At 70.6% G+C, this 17,613-nt stretch carries 18 protein-coding genes; 6 read left to right on the top strand and 12 right to left on the bottom strand.

What is annotated here, in order from left to right:
* The first annotated feature begins 39 nt into the window (after positions 1–39).
* Complete coding sequence (locus ACYVJS_RS08305) at positions 40–552, top strand: hypothetical protein (RefSeq protein ID WP_460739878.1); 513 nt, start codon at positions 40–42, stop codon at positions 550–552.
* Positions 553–558: 6 nt separating this feature from the next.
* Here ACYVJS_RS08305 and ACYVJS_RS08300 read toward each other — a convergent pair whose 3' ends face one another.
* The 5 genes from ACYVJS_RS08300 to ACYVJS_RS08280 all read right to left on the bottom strand — a co-directional run bounded on the left by ACYVJS_RS08300 (position 559) and on the right by ACYVJS_RS08280 (position 4,475).
* Complete coding sequence (locus tag ACYVJS_RS08300) at positions 559–1,404, bottom strand: UbiA family prenyltransferase (RefSeq protein ID WP_460739476.1); 846 nt, start codon at positions 1,402–1,404, stop codon at positions 559–561.
* Positions 1,405–1,462: 58 nt separating this feature from the next.
* On the bottom strand, positions 1,463–1,996 hold the full coding sequence (locus tag ACYVJS_RS08295; protein WP_460739474.1) for a putative immunity protein: 534 nt from the start codon (positions 1,994–1,996) through the stop codon (positions 1,463–1,465).
* Positions 1,997–2,005: 9 nt separating this feature from the next.
* Positions 2,006–2,608 (bottom strand): class I SAM-dependent DNA methyltransferase, encoded by a 603-nt coding sequence (locus ACYVJS_RS08290; protein WP_460739472.1) that lies wholly within the window; start codon positions 2,606–2,608, stop codon positions 2,006–2,008.
* 95 nt (positions 2,609–2,703) lie between these two features.
* Positions 2,704–3,306, bottom strand: a complete 603-nt coding sequence (locus ACYVJS_RS08285) for a response regulator (RefSeq protein ID WP_460739470.1) — start codon at positions 3,304–3,306, stop codon at positions 2,704–2,706.
* Positions 3,303–4,475, bottom strand: coding sequence for a sensor histidine kinase (locus tag ACYVJS_RS08280; protein WP_460739468.1), 1,173 nt, complete (start codon positions 4,473–4,475; stop codon positions 3,303–3,305). Before ACYVJS_RS08280 ends, ACYVJS_RS08285 begins: the two co-directional genes overlap by 4 nt.
* Before the next feature lie 150 nt (positions 4,476–4,625).
* Between ACYVJS_RS08280 and ACYVJS_RS08275 the strand changes: the two genes are divergently transcribed.
* Entirely contained in the window at positions 4,626–5,132 is a 507-nt protein-coding gene (locus tag ACYVJS_RS08275) for a small multidrug efflux protein (protein WP_460739467.1), read from the top strand.
* 51 nt (positions 5,133–5,183) lie between these two features.
* On the opposite strand, the gene ACYVJS_RS08270 is transcribed toward ACYVJS_RS08275, so the two are convergent.
* On the bottom strand, positions 5,184–7,391 hold the full coding sequence (locus ACYVJS_RS08270) for an ATP-dependent Clp protease ATP-binding subunit (protein ID WP_460739465.1): 2,208 nt from the start codon (positions 7,389–7,391) through the stop codon (positions 5,184–5,186).
* A gap of 146 nt (positions 7,392–7,537) precedes the next feature.
* On the opposite strand from ACYVJS_RS08270, the gene ACYVJS_RS08265 reads away from it, so the two are divergent.
* The gene (locus ACYVJS_RS08265) at positions 7,538–8,125 is read left to right on the top strand and encodes an ECF transporter S component (protein WP_460739463.1); all 588 of its coding nucleotides are present in this window, start codon (positions 7,538–7,540) and stop codon (positions 8,123–8,125) included.
* Here ACYVJS_RS08265 and ACYVJS_RS08260 read toward each other — a convergent pair.
* A complete protein-coding gene (locus ACYVJS_RS08260; protein WP_460739461.1) occupies positions 8,077–8,754 on the bottom strand; it encodes a TetR/AcrR family transcriptional regulator in 678 nt (225 codons plus the stop codon). The two genes, ACYVJS_RS08265 and ACYVJS_RS08260, sit on opposite strands and share 49 nt — an antisense overlap.
* Positions 8,755–8,976: 222 nt before the next feature.
* Here ACYVJS_RS08260 and ACYVJS_RS08255 point away from each other — a divergent pair, with 222 nt between their 5' ends.
* Entirely contained in the window at positions 8,977–9,279 is a 303-nt protein-coding gene (locus ACYVJS_RS08255) for a DUF4870 domain-containing protein (RefSeq protein ID WP_460739459.1), read from the top strand.
* Here the strand turns inward: ACYVJS_RS08255 and ACYVJS_RS08250 are convergent.
* Positions 9,225–10,202 carry a helix-turn-helix domain-containing protein gene (locus tag ACYVJS_RS08250; RefSeq protein ID WP_460739457.1) on the bottom strand — a complete coding sequence of 326 codons (978 nt, stop codon included), beginning with the start codon at positions 10,200–10,202 and terminating at the stop codon, positions 9,225–9,227. The genes ACYVJS_RS08255 and ACYVJS_RS08250 overlap by 55 nt on opposite strands.
* Before the next feature lie 86 nt (positions 10,203–10,288).
* Here ACYVJS_RS08250 and ACYVJS_RS08245 point away from each other — a divergent pair, with 86 nt between their 5' ends.
* Complete coding sequence (locus ACYVJS_RS08245; protein ID WP_460739455.1) at positions 10,289–10,591, top strand: hypothetical protein; 303 nt, start codon at positions 10,289–10,291, stop codon at positions 10,589–10,591.
* Between the two features lie 48 nt (positions 10,592–10,639).
* Here ACYVJS_RS08245 and ACYVJS_RS08240 read toward each other — a convergent pair whose 3' ends face one another.
* Together ACYVJS_RS08240 and ACYVJS_RS08235 are read right to left on the bottom strand one after the other, a co-directional pair.
* Positions 10,640–11,773 (bottom strand): glycosyltransferase family 4 protein, encoded by a 1,134-nt coding sequence (locus ACYVJS_RS08240; protein WP_460739453.1) that lies wholly within the window; start codon positions 11,771–11,773, stop codon positions 10,640–10,642.
* Entirely contained in the window at positions 11,770–12,987 is a 1,218-nt protein-coding gene (locus tag ACYVJS_RS08235) for a glycosyltransferase (protein WP_460739451.1), read from the bottom strand. The genes ACYVJS_RS08240 and ACYVJS_RS08235 overlap by 4 nt, the downstream gene beginning before the upstream one ends.
* 109 nt (positions 12,988–13,096) lie before the next feature.
* On the opposite strand from ACYVJS_RS08235, the gene ACYVJS_RS08230 reads away from it, so the two are divergent.
* On the top strand, positions 13,097–13,690 hold the full coding sequence (locus tag ACYVJS_RS08230; RefSeq protein WP_460739449.1) for a hypothetical protein: 594 nt from the start codon (positions 13,097–13,099) through the stop codon (positions 13,688–13,690).
* Positions 13,691–13,722: 32 nt separating this feature from the next.
* On the opposite strand, the gene ACYVJS_RS08225 is transcribed toward ACYVJS_RS08230, so the two are convergent.
* A complete protein-coding gene (locus ACYVJS_RS08225; RefSeq protein WP_460739447.1) occupies positions 13,723–15,840 on the bottom strand; it encodes an ABC transporter ATP-binding protein in 2,118 nt (705 codons plus the stop codon).
* Entirely contained in the window at positions 15,837–17,564 is a 1,728-nt protein-coding gene (locus tag ACYVJS_RS08220; RefSeq protein WP_460739445.1) for an ABC transporter ATP-binding protein, read from the bottom strand. The genes ACYVJS_RS08225 and ACYVJS_RS08220 overlap by 4 nt, the downstream gene beginning before the upstream one ends.
* Between the last annotated feature and the right edge of the window lie 49 nt (positions 17,565–17,613).

Below are 17,613 nucleotides of genomic sequence, written 5' to 3'. Positions count from 1 at the left end.
GCGGCGCGCGAGCCGATCTGACAGCATTCATCCGTGAGCATGCGACGGTTCGGACTCCTCGGCACGATGACCCTGGCTGCGGCGGCGCTCGCGCTGACGGCGTGCACAGCCGCTCCGAGCGCTCCGCCCGAGCCGGCCGGATCGTCCAGCGCGGTTTCGACCGAAGCGCCGGCCACGACCCCCGCTCCCGCCGCATCCGATGACACCGAGGGCCCCGTCGAGAGTTTTCGTGCCTGGTTCGCGGCCACCCGGACCCCCGACCCCGCCGCGGCGTGCGCAGCACTGTCGCCTGCCCTCGCGGAGCGCATGCTCGCCGAGCTCAATCAGAACGGGCTCGGCCTCACCACCTGCGAGGAGATGATCCAGACCACCTCGGAGCTCTACCGCGCCACCGGGCAGAATGCCGACGTCGACGTGCAGGTGCAGTCCGAGACGGCCACCGACGCCACCCTGTTCGTCACATACTCCGGCGGCGATTGCGGCACCGTCGTGATGCACCGCGACGCCGCATCCTGGATCATCACGGACGAGTCGCGGGAGTGCGCCGGGTAGAACCGCTCAGGCGGTGAGCGAGCCGCCCGTCGCCACGAGCTGCGCGGCGAGCAGGAGCGCGGCACCCATCACGAGGCGGAACACGATGCGTCCCGGGCGGCGCGCCCACGCGCACCCCACAGCCACGACCGCCACACCGACGACGACGGCGAAGAAGACCCACGAGACGATCGGCGCCGCATCCCTCGCCAGGCCCAGCCGCACCGCCACCGCACCGCCGATGATCCCGACCCCCGCCAACGCACCCGACCAGCGCGCTCCGATCCGGTGCGGAAGACCGCGGATGCCGGTGCGCTGATCGTCGTCGAGATCCGGCAGGACGTTGGCCAGGTGCACAGCAGCCCCTAACGACGCGCCGGCAGCGCTCGCCCACGGCGCCGCCAGCGCCGGCTCCGCGGCCGACAGGGTCGCGAGGGACGGCAGGAGCCCGAAGCTCACGAGGAAGGGCGCGATCGAGAACGGCGTGGCCTTCAACGGCGCGTTGTACAGCCACGCCGAGGCGATCGTCACCGCCTGAGCGGCGACCAGCCCCCATCCGAGCGGCGCCGACAGCGCCAGCGCGCAGGCGACGGATGCGGCAGCCACCGTCCAGGCGACGCGCAGGCTCACATCGCCGCGAGCGAGCGGCTTGTCGGTGCGGCCCACGGCCCGATCGCGGCCGGCGTCGATCGCATCGTTCGACAGGCCGATCGAGACCTGACCGGCGAAGACGGCGACCGTCAGCAACGCGATGCGCCACGCGTCGAGTCCAGCCGAGACGCCGAGGGCCAGGGTGAGCACCGTGACGATCAGCGCAGGGCCGGGGTGCGTGGACGCCCACAGCGCGCGCACGGTCGCCAGGGCACGGGTCATGCTCCGACCGTAAGCTGCCTCATCCGTCTTGCCTCGCGGCTTGACGACGACGCGCCGCTCATCCGGTCGCGGCGGTCTGCGCCTGGATGCGGGCGATCGCCTCGCCCAGCCGGCCCCGCGCGAGAAGTCCGCCCGCGACCAGCGGGCCCGATGCGTCGCGACCGACCGACGGCAGCAGGCGCAGCGCGGCACGCGTGTCCGGGGTGAGAAGAGCGAGCTGCCCGTCGATCTCGCCGTCGAACGAACCGGGGGTCGCCGCATCCGCCGCCACCGCGGCGTAGGCGGCCGCGCCCAGGGCATGCGCCCCCATGTGCGCGACGCCGGCGGCCTGCGCCGCGGAGCGGGCGGCTGCGATCGCCGCGGCGCCGGTCACCGCATGTGCGGCCCGGCCGGGGACGAAACGCCGCTTGATCTCCCCCGCCGCGTCCAGCTCACCGCGCGCGTACGCACGGGCACGGGCGATCGCATCGCGAGGCCGGTCGTCACCGGGAGCCTCCGCCTCGAACAGGGCGAGCACGCGCTCGGCGCACTCCGCCGCCCAGGCCGCGACCAACCGGCGGTCGGTGTCGTCGAGCGACTGCGGAGAAGGCACCGTTCCTGTCTACACCGCATCCGTCCGTCGGCACACGATCGCACCGACCGGGCGTTCGCCGCGGGTCGCGCGTCTGTGCGTCTCGAGGATGTCGAAACCCGCCCGCTCGAGCCGCCGCTCCAGCTCCGCGGCGGGCCAGCGCCACGCGCCGACGACCGCGTGATCGAACGGTTCGACCGCATCCGCATCGAAGAATCCGAGCACGAGAGTGCCGCCCGGGCGCAGCACGCGCGCGAACTCCGCGAACGGCACGTCGATCGCCGGCGGCGCGTGGTGGATCGTCGAGAACCACGCGAGGATGCCGCTGAGCGCCGCGTCGGTCTCGTCGATCGCGTCGATGGTGCCGACATCGAACCGGATGCCGGGGTGATTCGCTCGGGCCGTCTCGACGAATTCCGGCGCCAGGTCGATGCCCCGCACGTCGAGGCCGCGCTCGGCGAGGTGCGCGCTCCAGTGGCCGGGCCCGCATCCCGCATCGAGGACCCGGCCGTGGATGCCGTCGGCCCAGGTCTCGACCAGCTGGCGGTCGGAGGGGTGCGCGGCTGCCATCGTCCCCAGCACCCGCGTGTACTCGGCGGCCCGCCGGTCGTACGCCTCGGCCACATCCGTCACCCGTCGAGCGTATCCGGGCGCCCCGGCCGTTGAGCGAGCGCAGCAAGACGAAACGAACGCCCGGGGCCGCAGCCCTGCAGGACGGGCACCCCGAATCAGATCCAGCCGCGCTCCTGGGCGCGCAGCAGCGCCTGCTGCCGCGTCTCGAGGTGCAACTTGCCGAGGATCGACGAGACGTGGTTGCGCACGGTGCCCGGCGACAGGTGCAGGGTGCGGGCGATCGTGGCGATGGTCTGCCCCTCGGCACCTGCCCGCAGCACGTCGAGCTCTCGGTCGGTGAGAGGGCTCCGCTCGTCGGCGACCGCATCGGCGGCGATCTCGGGATCGACGTACCGGCGCCCCGCGGCGACCTGACGGATGACGTCGGCGACGTCCTGCGCCGGCCGTGACTTCGGCAGGAACCCGTCGACACCCGCCTGCAGCGCACGCCGCAGCACGCCCGGCCGCGCGTGCCGCGTCACCGCGACGACCCGCGAGCGTGTCTGCTTGCGCACCCTCGCCGCGGCATCGATGCCGTCCAGGCCCGGCATCTCGACGTCGAAGAGGCAGACGTCCGGATGCAGGCGCAGCGCCGCCGCCACCGCCTGCTCGCCGTCGACGCACTCGCCGACCACCTCGATGTCCGGCTCCAACCGCAACAGCGCGGCGAGCGCCGTGCGGATCATGTCCTCGTCGTCAGCGATAAGCACCCGGATCATGCGCTCACCCCCGTCGGCACGCGCGCGTCCAGGACGAACACGTCGCCGTCGAGCTCTGTCACCAGCGATCCGCCCGCCTCGGCCAGACGCGCCGTCATGCCGTCGATCCCCGCGCCCTTCCCCACGGCCGCACCGCCGCGGTCGTTCTCGGCCCGGTACCGCCAGCCGCCGGCGTCCCGCTCCAGCGAGAGCCGGGCGAAGCGGCCGCCGCCATGCTTGAGGATGTTGGTCGTGCTCTCCCGCACGACCGGCCCGAGCGCGTCGCTGGGCGCACCGGCCGCATCCGGGCTCACGGTCAGCTCGACGCTGAGCCCCGCCGCGCGCAGGAGGTCGGCGGCGTTGGCCAGCTCGTCCGGGAGCGGAACGCCGCGGAAGCGCGCGGCCAGCGCCCTCGTACCCACGCGCGCCTCGTCGACCTCGCGGCGCGCCGCGCGGATGTGCTCGAGGGCGGCGGGCGGATCGGCGCTCAAGCGCTCGGCGAGCTCCAGCTGCAGCGCGACGACCTGCAGATGGTGGCCTTGCAGGTCGTGCACATCGCTCGCCAGGCGCAGCCGTTCCTGGGTCGCCGCGAGGTTCGCCTCGGTGAGGCGGGCGCGGTCGAGCTCGCGCACGATGTCCCACCACCAGAGCATGCTGACGACGGTGATCGGCAACGCCACCGGGAACATGAAGAGCACGAAGATCGGACCGTAGACGAGGGTCGCCTCGCCCTCCACCGCCCGCAGGTACTCGATGACCGCGATCACGGCGAGCACCACGGTCACGAGTCCCGTGACCCGCGCGCGCACGCCCCGCGGCCACGGCAGGGTGCACACGAGCGCTCCCACCAGCGCCAGCGGCAGCGTGATGCTGCTGGTCACGAGCCCGATCGCGATGGCCGCCGCGGCACCGAGGGCGAAGGCGGCGAGGCGCATCCACCGGCGGCTTCCTGCCGCATCCGCCCGGAAATAGTCGAGGCCCGTCATGACGAATGCCACGAGCCACGCGACGGCGGCGGCCGCGAACACGACAAGCTCCGTGGCGGGCTCGGTGGCCCAGGTCGGGATGGCCCATACCGTGAGCGTTCCGACAGCGAAGAACACGGCGGACGAGAACGTGTACCACCACGTCGCGCGCACGCCGCGGCCGACGGCGGGCTCGGCGGCGGCCAGGGGTGATGAAGCACTCACGCCGACCAGGCTACGGGCATGACAAAAGTCACGGCCGACCCGCCATTTCCTCCTCGGCGGAGGTGACGCGGCGGCACTGCCGACGAAGGACGCGGCCCGGTGGGATGGAGACGTTCCCCCGACCGCGCATCCCACCAAGACGGAGCCGACATGCACGATCTCATCGCAGGATTCCAGAATCTCATCGCCACCGTCCCCGAGCTGGTGCAGCCGCTGATCGTCGCACTCGCGGGCGCCGTCCCGTTCGTCGAGGGCGAGGGGGCGACGGTCATCGGCATCGTCGGCGGCATCCACCCGATCGTCGCCGCCGTCGCTGCCGCCGTCGGCAACTTCGTCTGCGTCGCGATCGTGGTTCTGGTGGGTGCGGGCGTCCGATCGGCCGTGACCTCCGGTCGCGTCGCCACCGCCGGCGGCCAGGTCACGGAGACGTCGCCGCGCCGCGAGAAGTTCCAGCGGGCCTTCGTGCGCTACGGCGTGCCGGGCGTGAGCCTGCTGGGACCGCTGCTGCTTCCGACGCAGCTCACGTCCGCGATGCTCGCCGGCGCGGGTGTCTCCAAGGGCCGGATCCTCGTGTGGCAGGCCATCGCCATCACGATGTGGACCACGATCGCGGCCCTCATCGTCACCGGCGTCTGGGCTTTCGCCGGCATCCTCTGAGCACGAAAGAGGCCCCGCATCCGTCGGGATGCGGGGCCTCTCGTTCGTCGATCAGTCGTCGAGCAGCTCGGCCTCGATGACATCGTCATCGTCCGGAGCGGACTCGGATGCGGCCGGGCCGGTGCTCGTCAGCACGAGCTGCGAGCCGTCGGCGGCGACATCCACCCGCACGACGTCGCCGTCGTGCACGCCGCCCGAGAGGATCGCCATCGCGAGGCGGTCCTGGATTTCGGACTGGATGAGCCGGCGCAGCGGCCGGGCACCGAACACCGGGTCGTAGCCGCGCTCGGCGAGCCAGGCCCGGGCGTCCGGGGTGACCGCGAGCGTGAGGCGGCGATCCTTCAGCCGGCGCTGCAGCGCATCCACCGACAGCTCCACGATCTGCGCGAGATCGTCCTGGCTCAGCGCCTGGAACATCACGATGTCGTCGAGACGGTTGAGGAACTCGGGCCGGAACGCCTGCCTCAGCAGCACCTGCACCTGCTCACGCTTCTGCTCGAGCGTGAGCATCGGGTCGATGAGGATCGGCGAGCCGAGGTTCGAGGTGAGGATCAGGATGACGTTGCGGAAGTCGACCGTGCGCCCCTGACCGTCGGTGAGGCGTCCGTCATCCATGACCTGCAGCAGCACGTCGAAGACCTCGGGATGCGCCTTCTCCACCTCGTCCAGCAGCACGACCGAGTAGGGACGACGACGCACGGCCTCGGTCAGCTGACCGCCCTGCTCGTAGCCGATGTACCCGGGAGGGGCACCGACGAGGCGCGAGACGGAGTGCTTCTCGCCGTACTCGGACATGTCGATGCGCACCATGGCGTGCTCGTCGTCGAAGAGGAACTCCGCGAGAGCCTTCGCGAGCTCGGTCTTGCCGACACCGGTGGGCCCGAGGAACAGGAAGGACCCCGTCGGACGGTTCGGGTCGCTGATGCCCGCGCGCGAGCGGCGTACTGCATCCGAGACCGCCTTCACGGCCTCCTTCTGACCGATCAGACGCTTGCCGAGCTCCGCCTCCAGGCGCACGAGCTTCTCGCTCTCGCCCTGCAGCAGACGCCCCACCGGGATGCCGGTCCACGCCGCGATCACCGAGGCGATGTCCTCGTCGGTGACCTGGTCGTTAACCATCCGATCACCGGTCGACTCCGCCTGCTCGGCGACGCCGAGCTCGCGCTCGAGCGCCGGGATCTCCGCGTACAGCAGCCGCGACGCACGCTCGAGGTTTCCCTCGCGCTGAGCGCGCTCGGCGTCGATGCGGGCCGCATCCAATCGGGTCTTGAGCTCACCGACACGGTTGAGCGAAGCGCGCTCGTGCTCCCACCGGGCCTGCAGTTCGCCGAGGCGCTCCTGCTCGACGCGGAGGTCTTCCCGGAGCTTCTCGAGGCGCTCCTTCGAGGCCGCGTCCTTCTCCTTCTTGAGAGCCAGCTCCTCCAGCTTCAGGCGGTCGACGTGGCGACGCAGCTCGTCGATCTCCAGCGGCGCGGAGTCGATCTCCATGCGCAGGCGCGACGCGGCCTCGTCGATCAGGTCGATCGCCTTGTCGGGCAGCTGCCGCGACGGGATGTAGCGGTTCGACAGCGCGGCAGCCGCGACGAGGGCGCCGTCGGCGATCGCGACCTTGTGGTGGGCCTCGTAGCGCTCCTTCAATCCGCGCAGGATCGCGACGGTGTCCTCGACGGTGGGCTCGCCCACGTACACCTGCTGGAAGCGGCGCTCGAGGGCCGCATCCTTCTCGATGAACTCGCGGTACTCGTCGAGCGTGGTGGCGCCGATCAGGCGCAGCTCGCCGCGAGCGAGCATGGGCTTGAGCATGTTGGATGCGGCGACCGAGCCCTCGCCGCCACCGGCACCCATGAGCACGTGCAGCTCGTCGATGAAGGTGATGATGCGGCCGTCGGACTCGGTGATCTCCTTCAGCACGCTCTTGAGGCGCTCCTCGAACTGGCCGCGGTACATGGCACCTGCGACGAGCGCCGAGATGTCGAGGGAGACGAGCTCCTTGTTCTTGAGGCTCTCGGCGACGTCGCCCGCGACGATGCGCTGAGCGAGCCCCTCGACCACGGCGGTCTTTCCGACGCCGGGCTCGCCGATGAGGACGGGGTTGTTCTTGGTGCGACGGGTCAGCACCTGGCTGACGCGCCGGATCTCGCTGTCGCGCCCGATGACGGGGTCGAGCTTGCCCTGACGGGCGCGCTCGGTGAGGTTGATGCCGAACTGCTCGAGGGCGCTCTGCGACTCCTCCTGTCCGGGCTGTTGTGTGGCGTTCATGTGTTCTCCTGAAATCTCCGGGACTCAAACTTGAGTCTCACGGGCTCAAGTTTATCACCGCGGGTCCTCGGGCACCAGAGGGCGCCGCAGATGAGCGTTCGTCACGTAGCCGCCCGGGCGGTCGACGCAGCGGCTACGGTGCTGCGGTGATCCGAGCCTCACGCACACCCCTGACGACCCGCGTGCTCCTCAGCTGCGCCGCGATCGGCGCGGCCGCCGCCGTGCTCCTGACGGTCGCGAACCTCACCGCCAAGCTGATGATCCCGGTCTTCCCGCCGTCGGCGTACGTCCTCGCCGGGCTCTGGGCGGTGCCGGCGACGCTCGCGCTGGCGCTGCTTCGCCGCCCCGGTGTCGGCGTTCTCACGGGTCTCATCGCGGGCCTGGCGATGACGCCGTTCAGCCCGCAGGGCGCATCCGTCATCGTCGCGACCCTTTGGTGGGCCGCGGCCTGCGAGCTCCCGTTCCTCGTCACGCGCTACCACCGCTGGACGCTCGTGCTGCACGTGTGCGGCGGCATCGTCGCCGGACTCGCGAGCATCGCCGTGTCGTACACGACGGGTGTGATGACGCCCATGCCGCTCGCCGCGCAACTGCTCACGATCACCCTCTCCTTCGTTGCGCCGACCGTCGCCGCCCTCGGCGGCGTGGCCCTGGCGCGGCGATTGCAGCGAAGTGGCGTGGGCGGTCAGTCCGCGAGCGGGGCCTCATCCAGCCGCGCCGAGCCGTCCGCCTGAGCGAAGGCGGTGGCCGCCTCCCGCGTCCCGAGCCGCACGGCCAGGTGCAGCGTCTCCGCATCACCGGTGGCGGCCCGCTGGAACGCCGCGAGCACCAGGGCGTCGACCACCACGAACGCGCGCCCGAGCGCCGCGCGCGCGTTCGGCGTGAGCGTCACCGCATCCTGGCGCTCGAGCGCTGCAATGACGTCGTCGAGGATCGTGAGGTCGGCAGGCGCTTCCCGCGCCGGAATATCCACGAGCAGCCATCCAGCGGTGCGGATCGCCCGGAACGAGGGGATGGTGCGGTACGCCGTGAGCAGCGACCGTACGAGCGCGTGGAACACGCTCTGCCAATCCGGATGCGGCTGCGCGAGCGCCGTCGCGATGAGACGCCGCAACAGCCGGAAGTTGCGTTCGCCGAGCGCGACGATGACGGCCTTGGCGTCCGGGAAGTAGCGGTAGACGGTGCCGACGGAGGTATGCGCCTCCTCGGCGACGAGGGCAGGAGTGAGCTCGATCGAGCCCACCCGGTCGACGACGGATGCGGCGGCGCGCAGCAGCCCCTCCACCCGCTCGTTCGAACGCTCCTGAACGGGAAGCCGGCGCAGGCGGGTGACCGGCGTCGGCCGACTCAGACTGTGGGGCATACGGACCTCCTCCCCTCGCCGCGGTGGTGCGCGATCACGACGATGGGCGATCCCATCCGCCTTCGATGCTCGCGCCCCGCATCGCGGACGTCAATCTTGCGGGGCAGGAGGTGACGATCGCTCAGCGATGCGCCCCTGCTCCGCCGGCGGGGCCGCACTCTCACGTCGGCCCGCTACCCGTCGGGCGTACCCGCATCCGCTTTCCGAGAGGAACATCCCCCCATGACCTCCATGCCCCAGCCCACCGCTGAGACCGGCTCCACGTCCCACACGCTGGCCGTGCTGACGCACCTGGGCGGCATCCTGTTCTCGTTCATCCCCAGCCTCATCGTCTTCCTCGTGCAGCGCGGCACGGGCTCGAGCCTCTACGAGCAGGCCAAGGAGGCGCTCAACCTGCAGATCACGGTCGCCCTCGGGATGGTCGTGGCCGGGAGCGGCACCGGGCTGCGCGCCAGCGCGCGGCCCGGGACTCAGGCGACGGCGGCGATCGGCTCGTCGGCGGGGCACGCGAACCGCGCCCGGTAGGCGGTCGGCGTCGTCGACAGCACGCGGGTGAAGTTCTGCCGCAGCACGGCCGCGGATCCGAACCCGCACTCGGCGGCGATGCGGTCGAGACCGTAGTCCGTCTGCTCGAGCAGGCGCTGCGCGTGCAGCACCCGCTGGCGGGCGAGCCAGGAGGCCGGTGTCGCGCCGAGGTCGGCCTTGAACCGCCGCGCGAATGTGCGGGGCGACATGTGCGCCTTCGCCGCGAGCTGCTCGACCGACAGATCCTGGCGGAGGTTCTGCACCATCCACTCCGTCACGGGAGCCAGCGAAAGCGACGCGGTCTGCGCGAGCGGGCGCGAGATGAACTGCGCCTGCCCGCCCTCGCGCTGCGGGGCCACGACCATGCGGCGCGCGATGGTGTTGGTCGCCTCGGCGCCGAGCTCCTGCCGAAGCAGATGCAGACACGCATCCAGCCCTGCCGCCGTCCCCGCGCTCGTGATGACCTTGCCGTCCTGCACGTAGAGCACGTCCGGGTCGATGTCGAGGCTCGGGTACATCTCGGACATGCGATCCGTGTACTTCCAGTGCGTCGTCGCGCGGCGTCCGTCGAGAACGCCGGATGCGGCGAGCACGAACGACCCGCTGCACACGCTCAGCAGCCAGGCGTTGCGGCGCTCCGCCCGACGTAGCACGTCGGCAAGCCGCGCGTCGATCGTGCCCCAGGTGTCGCGCGGGACCGGCGTGACGACCACCAGGTCGGCCTCGTCGGCGAACGAGAGGTCGTGCTCGACATTGATCGAGAAGCCGAGGTTGGACATGATGGCGCCCGGCTCTATGGCGCAGACGCGGAAGTCGAACATCGGGATGCCGTCGTCGGTGCGATCGAGGCCGAACGCCTCGCACGCCAAGCCGAATTCGAACGGGGTGAACCCGTGCTGGACGACGACGGCGACAGTTCTCATCAGATCTCCCGGGTTGGCAGGATTAACGCGCTTATGGGCAATCCTGCCAGTCGTGGCACGATCGCACAACACGTAGCTTTTCTGCCATGATCGCACTCATCGTCCTCGGCATCCTCTCGATCGTGGCCATCACCGCCACCGTCATCGCCGTCGCGCGAGACGGTTACGGCCCGGTGCGCACCGACTGGAGCCGCCTCCCCGACCGCGACGACCCCGTCGCCCCCTCCGCCCGCGCGGCCACCGCCCCCGCCCCAACCACCACCCCCACCGCGCACGCCGGGCCCGTCGTCCCCGCGGCTCCTGGTCAAGGGACCCGAGCTGCGGCCCCGACGCCCGAGACGCCGCATCGCGCGTCGCTCGAGCACGCCGGCGCCACCGCCCGCGCGTAACTCCCGGGCCGGCGCGCGCGGGATGCGGGTCAGTCCCGCGGGACGGGGTCAGGGACGCGAGGCGCGCGGGTGGGGGGTCATCGCCCGCACGGTGTCGAGCAGGATGCGGGCCGAGCGCTCCCAGGAGAACCGGGCCACGTGGTCCCGACCGGCGGCGATGGTCGCGGCGTGCACGTCGGGATCGTCCAGCCTCGCGACGGCCGCGGCGAACGCCCGCGGGTCGTGCGGATCGACGTACAGGGCGCCGTCGCCGGCCACCTCACGGAAGATCTCGAGGTCGGTGACGACGGCGGGCACGCCCAGTTCCAGCGCCTCGGCGATCGGCAGGCCGTAGCCCTCGTCGAGGCTCGTCGTCGCGAGCACCGCGCGGTCGGCGAGCAGGCGCGCGTACTCCTCGTCGCTCACGCCGTTGTGGAACACGATGTCGGCGCCGGCGGGCGTGATCGCCTCGAGCTCGGCGCGGCGCTCGGTCGAGATGCGGCTGAGCAGGTGCAGGGTGCGACCCGGAAGCGACGCCATCGCGCGCACGAGGTTGCGCACGTTCTTGTACGGCATGAACGAGCCCATATAGACGATGTTGCGCACGGGTCCGCTCGCATCCACCGCGACGCCGTCGAGGCGGTCGGCCAGGCGCTGCGGGGCATTGGGGATCACGACGACGGGGCGGGACGTGAGGTTCACGTCCGCGAACTGCCGCTTGCTCGTCTCGCTGACCGTGGCCACCACATCGGCCGCGTTGAGGGTGAGCCGCTGCGGAAGGTAGCTGAGGTGGAAGAGTCGCCAGCCCAGACGCACCGGGGTGGGCAGATCCCTCGGAGGCGTGCGGTGGCGGTAGTAGATCGTGTCGTGCAGCGTGAGGATGACGCGGTAGCGACGCCCGCCCGTGCCGATCGTCTGCATCGGCGAGAAGACGACGTCCGGCGCGAATCGGTTGAGGAGCCGAGCCGTGAACGGCTCGCGCCACGAGGTCGGCGCGTGGATTGCGAGCGTCTGCGCACCGGCCGGCAGCAGCGGGATCTGCCGGGCGTCGTGCACCAGGAAGGTGACCTCGACACCGGCATCCGCCGCGGCCGCCGCCACCGCGGCGGCGAGCTCCGCGGAGTAACGGCTGATGCCGTCGTGGAAGTCCGTACGGATGTACCGCGCGTCGAAGAACAGCCGAAGCGGCCCGGCTGCCGTCACGGCTCGACCGGCTGGCCCCGGTACAGCTTCTCGAAGGTGTCGAGGGTGCGCGCGATGTCGTGGATCTCGACACCCTTCAGGGATGCCTCCTGCATCGCGCGATACTCCTCGGGAGATGCGGTGAGCACCCGCGTGAGCTTCTCGGCGAGGTCGGCGGCGTTCTGGGGCCGGAAGAGCCAGCCGTTCTCGCCGTCGTGCACGAGGTGCGGGAGGGCGAGCGCGTCGGCGGCCACGACGGGCAGACCCGACGCCATCGCCTCCATCGTGGCGATCGACTGCAGCTCGGCGATCGAGGGCATCGCGAAGACGGACGCACGGCTGAGGATGCGGCGCAGCTCCTCCTCCTCCACACGACCGTGGAACGTCACGCGGTCGGTGAGTCCCAGCTGCTGCACGAGCGCGTCCAGCGACCTGCGCTGGTCGCCGCCGCCGACGATCTCGACGGTGGCGTTGAGAGCGGGGTCGAGCTTGGTCAGGGCCTGCAGCAGGGTGTCGACGTGCTTCTCGGTGGTGAGGCGCCCGACGAACAGGATGCGGTTGCCGTCGCGCGGGGACAGATCCGCCGTGTACCCGGAGGCGTCGATGCCGCAGCTGATGGGGATGACACCGTGGATGTCGATCGTCGCTTCGAGGAAGTCGGCCGCACGGCGTGTGGGGGTGGTGACTGCGCGCGCCATGTCGAAGGTGCGCGATGCGTCATCCCACGCGAGCTTGACGAAGACCTTGTCGAGCACGGGCGGCAGCGTCGTGAAGTCGAGGATGTTCTCGGCCATGACGTGGTTGGTGGCGACGACCGGGATGCCACGCTTGCGCGCCTCTCGCGCGAGGCCGCGACCGATGACGATGTGGGACTGGATGTGCACGACATCCGGCTTCACGCTGTCGAGAACCTGACGCGCATAGTGCTTGGAGCGCCACGGCCACACGAAACGGAGCCAGTCGTGCGGCTTCCAGCGCACAGCCGGCAGCCGGTGCACCATGACCGGCACGCCCTCGATGATCTCGGTCGCCGGCGGATACGTGCGGTACTTGAGGCCAGGGGCGACGACGTGCACATCGTGGCCCCGGCTCGTCAGACCGGCGGCGAGGCGCTCGGCAAAACGTGCGGCACCGTTCACGTCGGGAGCGAACGTGTCGCAGCCCATGACGATCGTGAGGGGGCGGTCGGTATCGGGCGCCGGTTCGGGGACATCGGGCGTCGAGGGGGTAGTCACGTGTGGTGGCTGCCTCTCTGGGGGGGGTCGTTTGCGGGGTGCGCAGGCATGCCGAGTCTACCGGAGCCCTCCCGAGCACCACCGAGGCACCCCGCCTACTCTGGTTGTCATGATGCGATTGCAGGCCGACGCCGATGAGGCCCAGTGGGTTCCCGTCACCGATTCGTTGGGGCTGCGGGGCCGTCGTCACCGCAAGAAGGCGCTGCGGATGCTGATGGCACAGGGCTCGCTCGCAGCGGGCGCCGAGCAGCGCACGGGCAGCGGCTTCGCTGCCTGGCTCATGAGCCAGGCGACGCCGTTGCTCATGCGACGCGCCGCCGGACGCGTCCTGGCGTGGATGTGGCGCGCCGACCCGGAGCTCGTCGTCGTCCTCGCGCAGGTGCAGGAGGCCACGCCGCAGTTGCGTACGGCGCGCGCCATGATGCCCATGGAGTACGACGACACCGAGGATTTCCGCAATCCGCACCTCGGCACGGGCGAGCGTCTGCTGATGGATCTGCCGTCGAACCCGAAGTCGCCGCCGTTCGCGACCTACACGTGGGACATCGGAACGCACCTCGTCACGCTGACCGCCGTCTTCGGCGACCGGGAGCGCGTGAAGACCGCCGTCCCGGCGGTGGATGCGCTCGCCCGCACGCTGCGAGCGGTCGATGACCTGCCGATCGGCGAGTCGCCCGACATCCTGCGCATCGACCCGACCTGACCGGCCGGTCCCGACGGACCGGGCGGTCAGGCTCAGCTCGAGGGAACGCCGGGGGCGGGCGGCGCCGACGGCGGGACGGGGGCCGAGGGAACGTCTTCGGCGGTCACCGACTCCGCCGCCGCTTCGGCCGTCGCCGCAGGGGCCCCGGACGCCTCTTCGACCAGCTCGGTCGCGGCCTGCTCGAACTGCGAGCGGTACAGACGCCAATAGGCGCCCTCGGCGGCGATGAGCTGCTCGTGCGTGCCCTGTTCGACGATGTCGCCGTGCTCCATCACGAGGATGAGATCCGCGTCGCGGATCGTCGAGAGCCGGTGCGCGATCACGAACGAGGTGCGTCCCTCGCGCAGCGCCGCCATCGCGTGCTGCAGCAGCAGCTCGGTGCGGGTGTCGACCGAGCTGGTGGCCTCGTCGAGGATCAGCACCTCGGGGCGTGCCACGAACGCGCGGGCGATCGTGATGAGCTGCTTCTCGCCCGCGGACACGTTCGCCGCATCCTCATCGAGGACCGTGTCGTAGCCGTCCGGGAGCGTCTGCACGAACGGATCGACGCGCGTCGCGACGGCGGCCTCGATCACTTCTTCGTCGGTGGCATCGGCGCGGCCGTAGCGGATGTTCTCGCGGATGGACCCCGCGAACAGCCATGGGTCCTGCAGCACCATGCCGGTGCGCGAGCGGACATCGTTGCGCGTGAGTTCGGCAATGTCCTGGCCGTCGAGCAGGATGCGGCCGCCGTCGAGCTCGTAGAAACGCATGATCAGGTTGACGAGCGTCGTCTTGCCGGCGCCGGTGGGTCCGACGATCGCCACCGTCTGTCCGGGCTCGACCCGGAACGACAGGTCGGTGATGAGGGGGTTGTCGGGCGAGTAGGAGAACGCGACGTTCTGGAACTCGATGACGCCCCGGCCGCCCGCGGGCGCGGGAGCGTCGTCGGAGTCGGGCTCCTGCTCCTCGGCGTCGAGCAGATCGAACACCCGCTCGGCGGATGCGGTGCCCGACTGGATGACGGCCGCCATCCCGCCCAGCTCCGACAGCGGCTGCGTGAACTGCTGCGAGTACTGGATGAAGGCCTGCACGTCGCCGAGACGCAGCTGCCCCGACGCCACCATCAACGCCCCGAGCACCGCGATGCCCACGTAGGTGAGGTTTCCGACGAACATCATGCCCGGCATGATGATGCCCGAGAGGAACTGGGCCCGGAAGCTCGCCCGGTACAGCTCCTCGTTCTCGGCCTGGAACTTCTCGCGCGCATCCGCCTCGCGTCCGTAGACCTTGACGAGCGCGTGGCCCGAGAAGGACTCCTCGACGCGTGCGTTGAGCCGCCCCACCTTGCGCCACTGCAACGCGAAGGACTTCTGCGACTTCGGTCCGATGACGCCGAAGATCACCGCCATGAGCGGCAGTGACACGAGGGCGACGAGGGCGAGCTGCCACGAGATGGAGAACATCATCACGAGCACGCCGACGACCGTCAGCACCGACGTCACCACGGTGGACAGCGACTGCTGCATCGTCTGCGTGATGTTGTCGATGTCGTTCGTGACGCGGGAGATGAGCTCACCGCGCTGCACCCGGTCGAAATACGACAGCGGCAGACGGTTGATCTTCGCCTCGACGGACTCGCGTAGGCGCCACATCGTGCGCACCATGATCACGTTGATCACGTAGCCCTGGAACCAGGTGAGCACGGCGGAGGCGATGTAGATCGCCAGGGCGGCCATGGTGACCACCCGCAGTCGCTCGAAGTCGATGCCCGCGCCGACCTCGAAGTTCGGCATGGCTCCGACGATGTTGGCGATGTCCCCCTGGCCCGCCGCCTGCAGGGCGGCGACCACGTCGGCCTGCGAGGTGCCCGCCGGGAACTGGCCGCCGAGGCCGGCGGAGACCACGCCCTCGAAGATGACGTTGGTCGCCTCGCCGAGAACGCGCGGGGCGATGACGGCCAGCACGACGCCGGCGGCACCCGCCAGCGAGACGAGCGTGAAGGCGAGGGCATGGGGCTTCAGCAGCCCGATGAGCCGCAGGAAGGACTTGCCGAAGTTCGCGGCCTTGCCGGGTGCGACGGAGTCCCAGCTGCCCGAGTTCTGGCGCGCCTGTTCGGCGAGCTCCAGTTCGAGGCGCTCTTCTTCGGTCGGTGCATCGGGCGTGCTCATGCGTCCACCCCCAGCTGCGATTCGACGATCTCTCGATACGTGTCGTTGTCGGCGAGCAGTTCTTCGTGCGTGCCCGCACCCACCATGCGACCTCCGTCGAGCACAACGATGCGGTCGGCGCCCGTGACAGTCGAGATCCGCTGCGCGACGACGATCTTGGTCACCTCCGGCAGGCGTTCCCAGAGCGCTTGGCGGAGCCTGGCGTCCGTGCGCAGGTCGAGCGCGGAGAACGAGTCGTCGAAGACGAACAGGTCGGGGCGGTGCACGATGGCCCGGGCGATCGCGAGGCGCTGACGCTGGCCGCCCGAGACGTTCGTGCCGCCCTGCGCGATGGTCGCCTCGAGCCCGCCGGCCATCTCGGACACGAAGTCCCTGGCCTGGGCGATCTCGAGCGCCTCCCACAGCTCGTCGTCGCTCGCCTCCTCCCGACCGAAGCGCAGGTTGGAGGCGACGGTTCCGCTGAACAGGAACGGGCGTTGCGGCACGAGGCCGATGCCCTTCCACAGCAGGTCGAGATCCGCCTCGCGCACATCGACGCCCGCCACCCGCACGGCACCGCCGGTGACGTCGAACAGCCGCGGGATGAGCGAGACGAGGGTGGACTTGCCGGAGCCGGTCGAACCGACGATCGCGACGGTCTCGCCCCGTTCCGCGTGGAAGGAGATGCCCTGCAGCACGGGGGCGTTCGCGCCGGGGTAGCTGAACGACACGTCGTCGAGCTCGAGGGTTCCGGCCGCGGGGAACACTGTGACGGGCTGCGGGGGGCGGGCAAGCCCGCCCTCGGCGTCGAGCACCTCGCCGATGCGCTCGGCCGACACGGCGGCGCGCGGGATCATGATCGTCATGAAGCTCGCCATGAGCACACCCATGAGGATCTGCCCGACGTACTGCATGAAGGCGAAGAGCGTTCCGACCTCGACGCCCCCGGCGTCGATCTGACGGCCGCCGAACCAGATCACTCCGACGACCGTGACGTTGAGCACGAGCATCGCGAGCGGGAACAGGAGGACGAAGAGGGACCCGACCTTGCGCCCGATGATCATGATGTCGGTGTTCGCGAGGCGGAAGCGCTCGGCCTCGATCGACTCGCGCACGAACGCGCGCACGACACGCACGCCGGTGAGCTGCTCGCGCATCACGCGGTTGACGGCATCGAGCTTCTTCTGGAACTGCCGGAACAACGGCACCATGCGGGCGATGATGAGGCCCGCCACGATCAGCAGCGCGGGCACCGCCACGGCGATCAGCCAGCTCAGCCCCACGTCCTGCTGCACCGCCATGACGATGCCGCCGATGGCCAGCAGAGGCGCGGTGACGAGCATCGTGGAGCCCATCATCGCGAGCATCTGCACCTGCTGGACGTCGTTGGTGTTGCGGGTGATGAGCGACCCGGGGCCGAACTGCGACACCTCGCGCTCGGAGAAGCCGCTGACCTTCTGGAACACGTCACGGCGGATGTCGCGGCCCGCGGACATCGCGGCGCGGGCGGCGAAGAAGGTCGCGATGACGGATGCGGTGATCTGCCCGAGCGAGATCACGAGCATGAGCGTGCCGGTCGACCAGATGTAGCCGGTGTCGCCGCGGGCGACTCCCTTGTCGATGATGTCGGCGTTCAGACGCGGCAGGTACAGCGATGCCATGGCTGAGGCGAACTGGAAGACCAGCAGACCCAGCAGCCACCAGCGGTAGGGCGCGAGATAGCGCAGCAGGAGTTTTACGAGCACGATGCCTCCCCGGGCGGGGCGCGGTTCACACGCCGTGCACAGGTTAGGC

This window comes from Microbacterium neimengense (assembly GCF_054782995.1).
Note: the sequence above shows the minus strand (reverse complement) of the source record. Positions and strands in the feature narration are given on the sequence as shown.

Bases quoted from the DNA above. Each gene is read 5' to 3' on its own strand.
- ACYVJS_RS08300 (WP_460739476.1), bottom strand. From the start codon at position 1,404: ATGACCCGTGCCCTGGCGACCGTGCGCGCGCTGTGGGCGTCCACGCAC.
- ACYVJS_RS08275 (WP_460739467.1), top strand. From the start codon at position 4,626: ATGCACGATCTCATCGCAGGATTCCAGAATCTCATCGCCACCGTCCCC.
- ACYVJS_RS08245 (WP_460739455.1), top strand. From the start codon at position 10,289: ATGATCGCACTCATCGTCCTCGGCATCCTCTCGATCGTGGCCATCACC.
- ACYVJS_RS08270 (WP_460739465.1), bottom strand. From the start codon at position 7,391: ATGAACGCCACACAACAGCCCGGACAGGAGGAGTCGCAGAGCGCCCTC.
- ACYVJS_RS08285 (WP_460739470.1), bottom strand. From the start codon at position 3,306: ATGATCCGGGTGCTTATCGCTGACGACGAGGACATGATCCGCACGGCG.
- ACYVJS_RS08230 (WP_460739449.1), top strand. From the start codon at position 13,097: ATGATGCGATTGCAGGCCGACGCCGATGAGGCCCAGTGGGTTCCCGTC.
- ACYVJS_RS08305 (WP_460739878.1), top strand. From the start codon at position 40: ATGCGACGGTTCGGACTCCTCGGCACGATGACCCTGGCTGCGGCGGCG.
- ACYVJS_RS08260 (WP_460739461.1), bottom strand. From the start codon at position 8,754: ATGCCCCACAGTCTGAGTCGGCCGACGCCGGTCACCCGCCTGCGCCGG.
- ACYVJS_RS08225 (WP_460739447.1), bottom strand. From the start codon at position 15,840: ATGAGCACGCCCGATGCACCGACCGAAGAAGAGCGCCTCGAACTGGAG.
- ACYVJS_RS08255 (WP_460739459.1), top strand. From the start codon at position 8,977: ATGACCTCCATGCCCCAGCCCACCGCTGAGACCGGCTCCACGTCCCAC.
- ACYVJS_RS08250 (WP_460739457.1), bottom strand. From the start codon at position 10,202: ATGAGAACTGTCGCCGTCGTCGTCCAGCACGGGTTCACCCCGTTCGAA.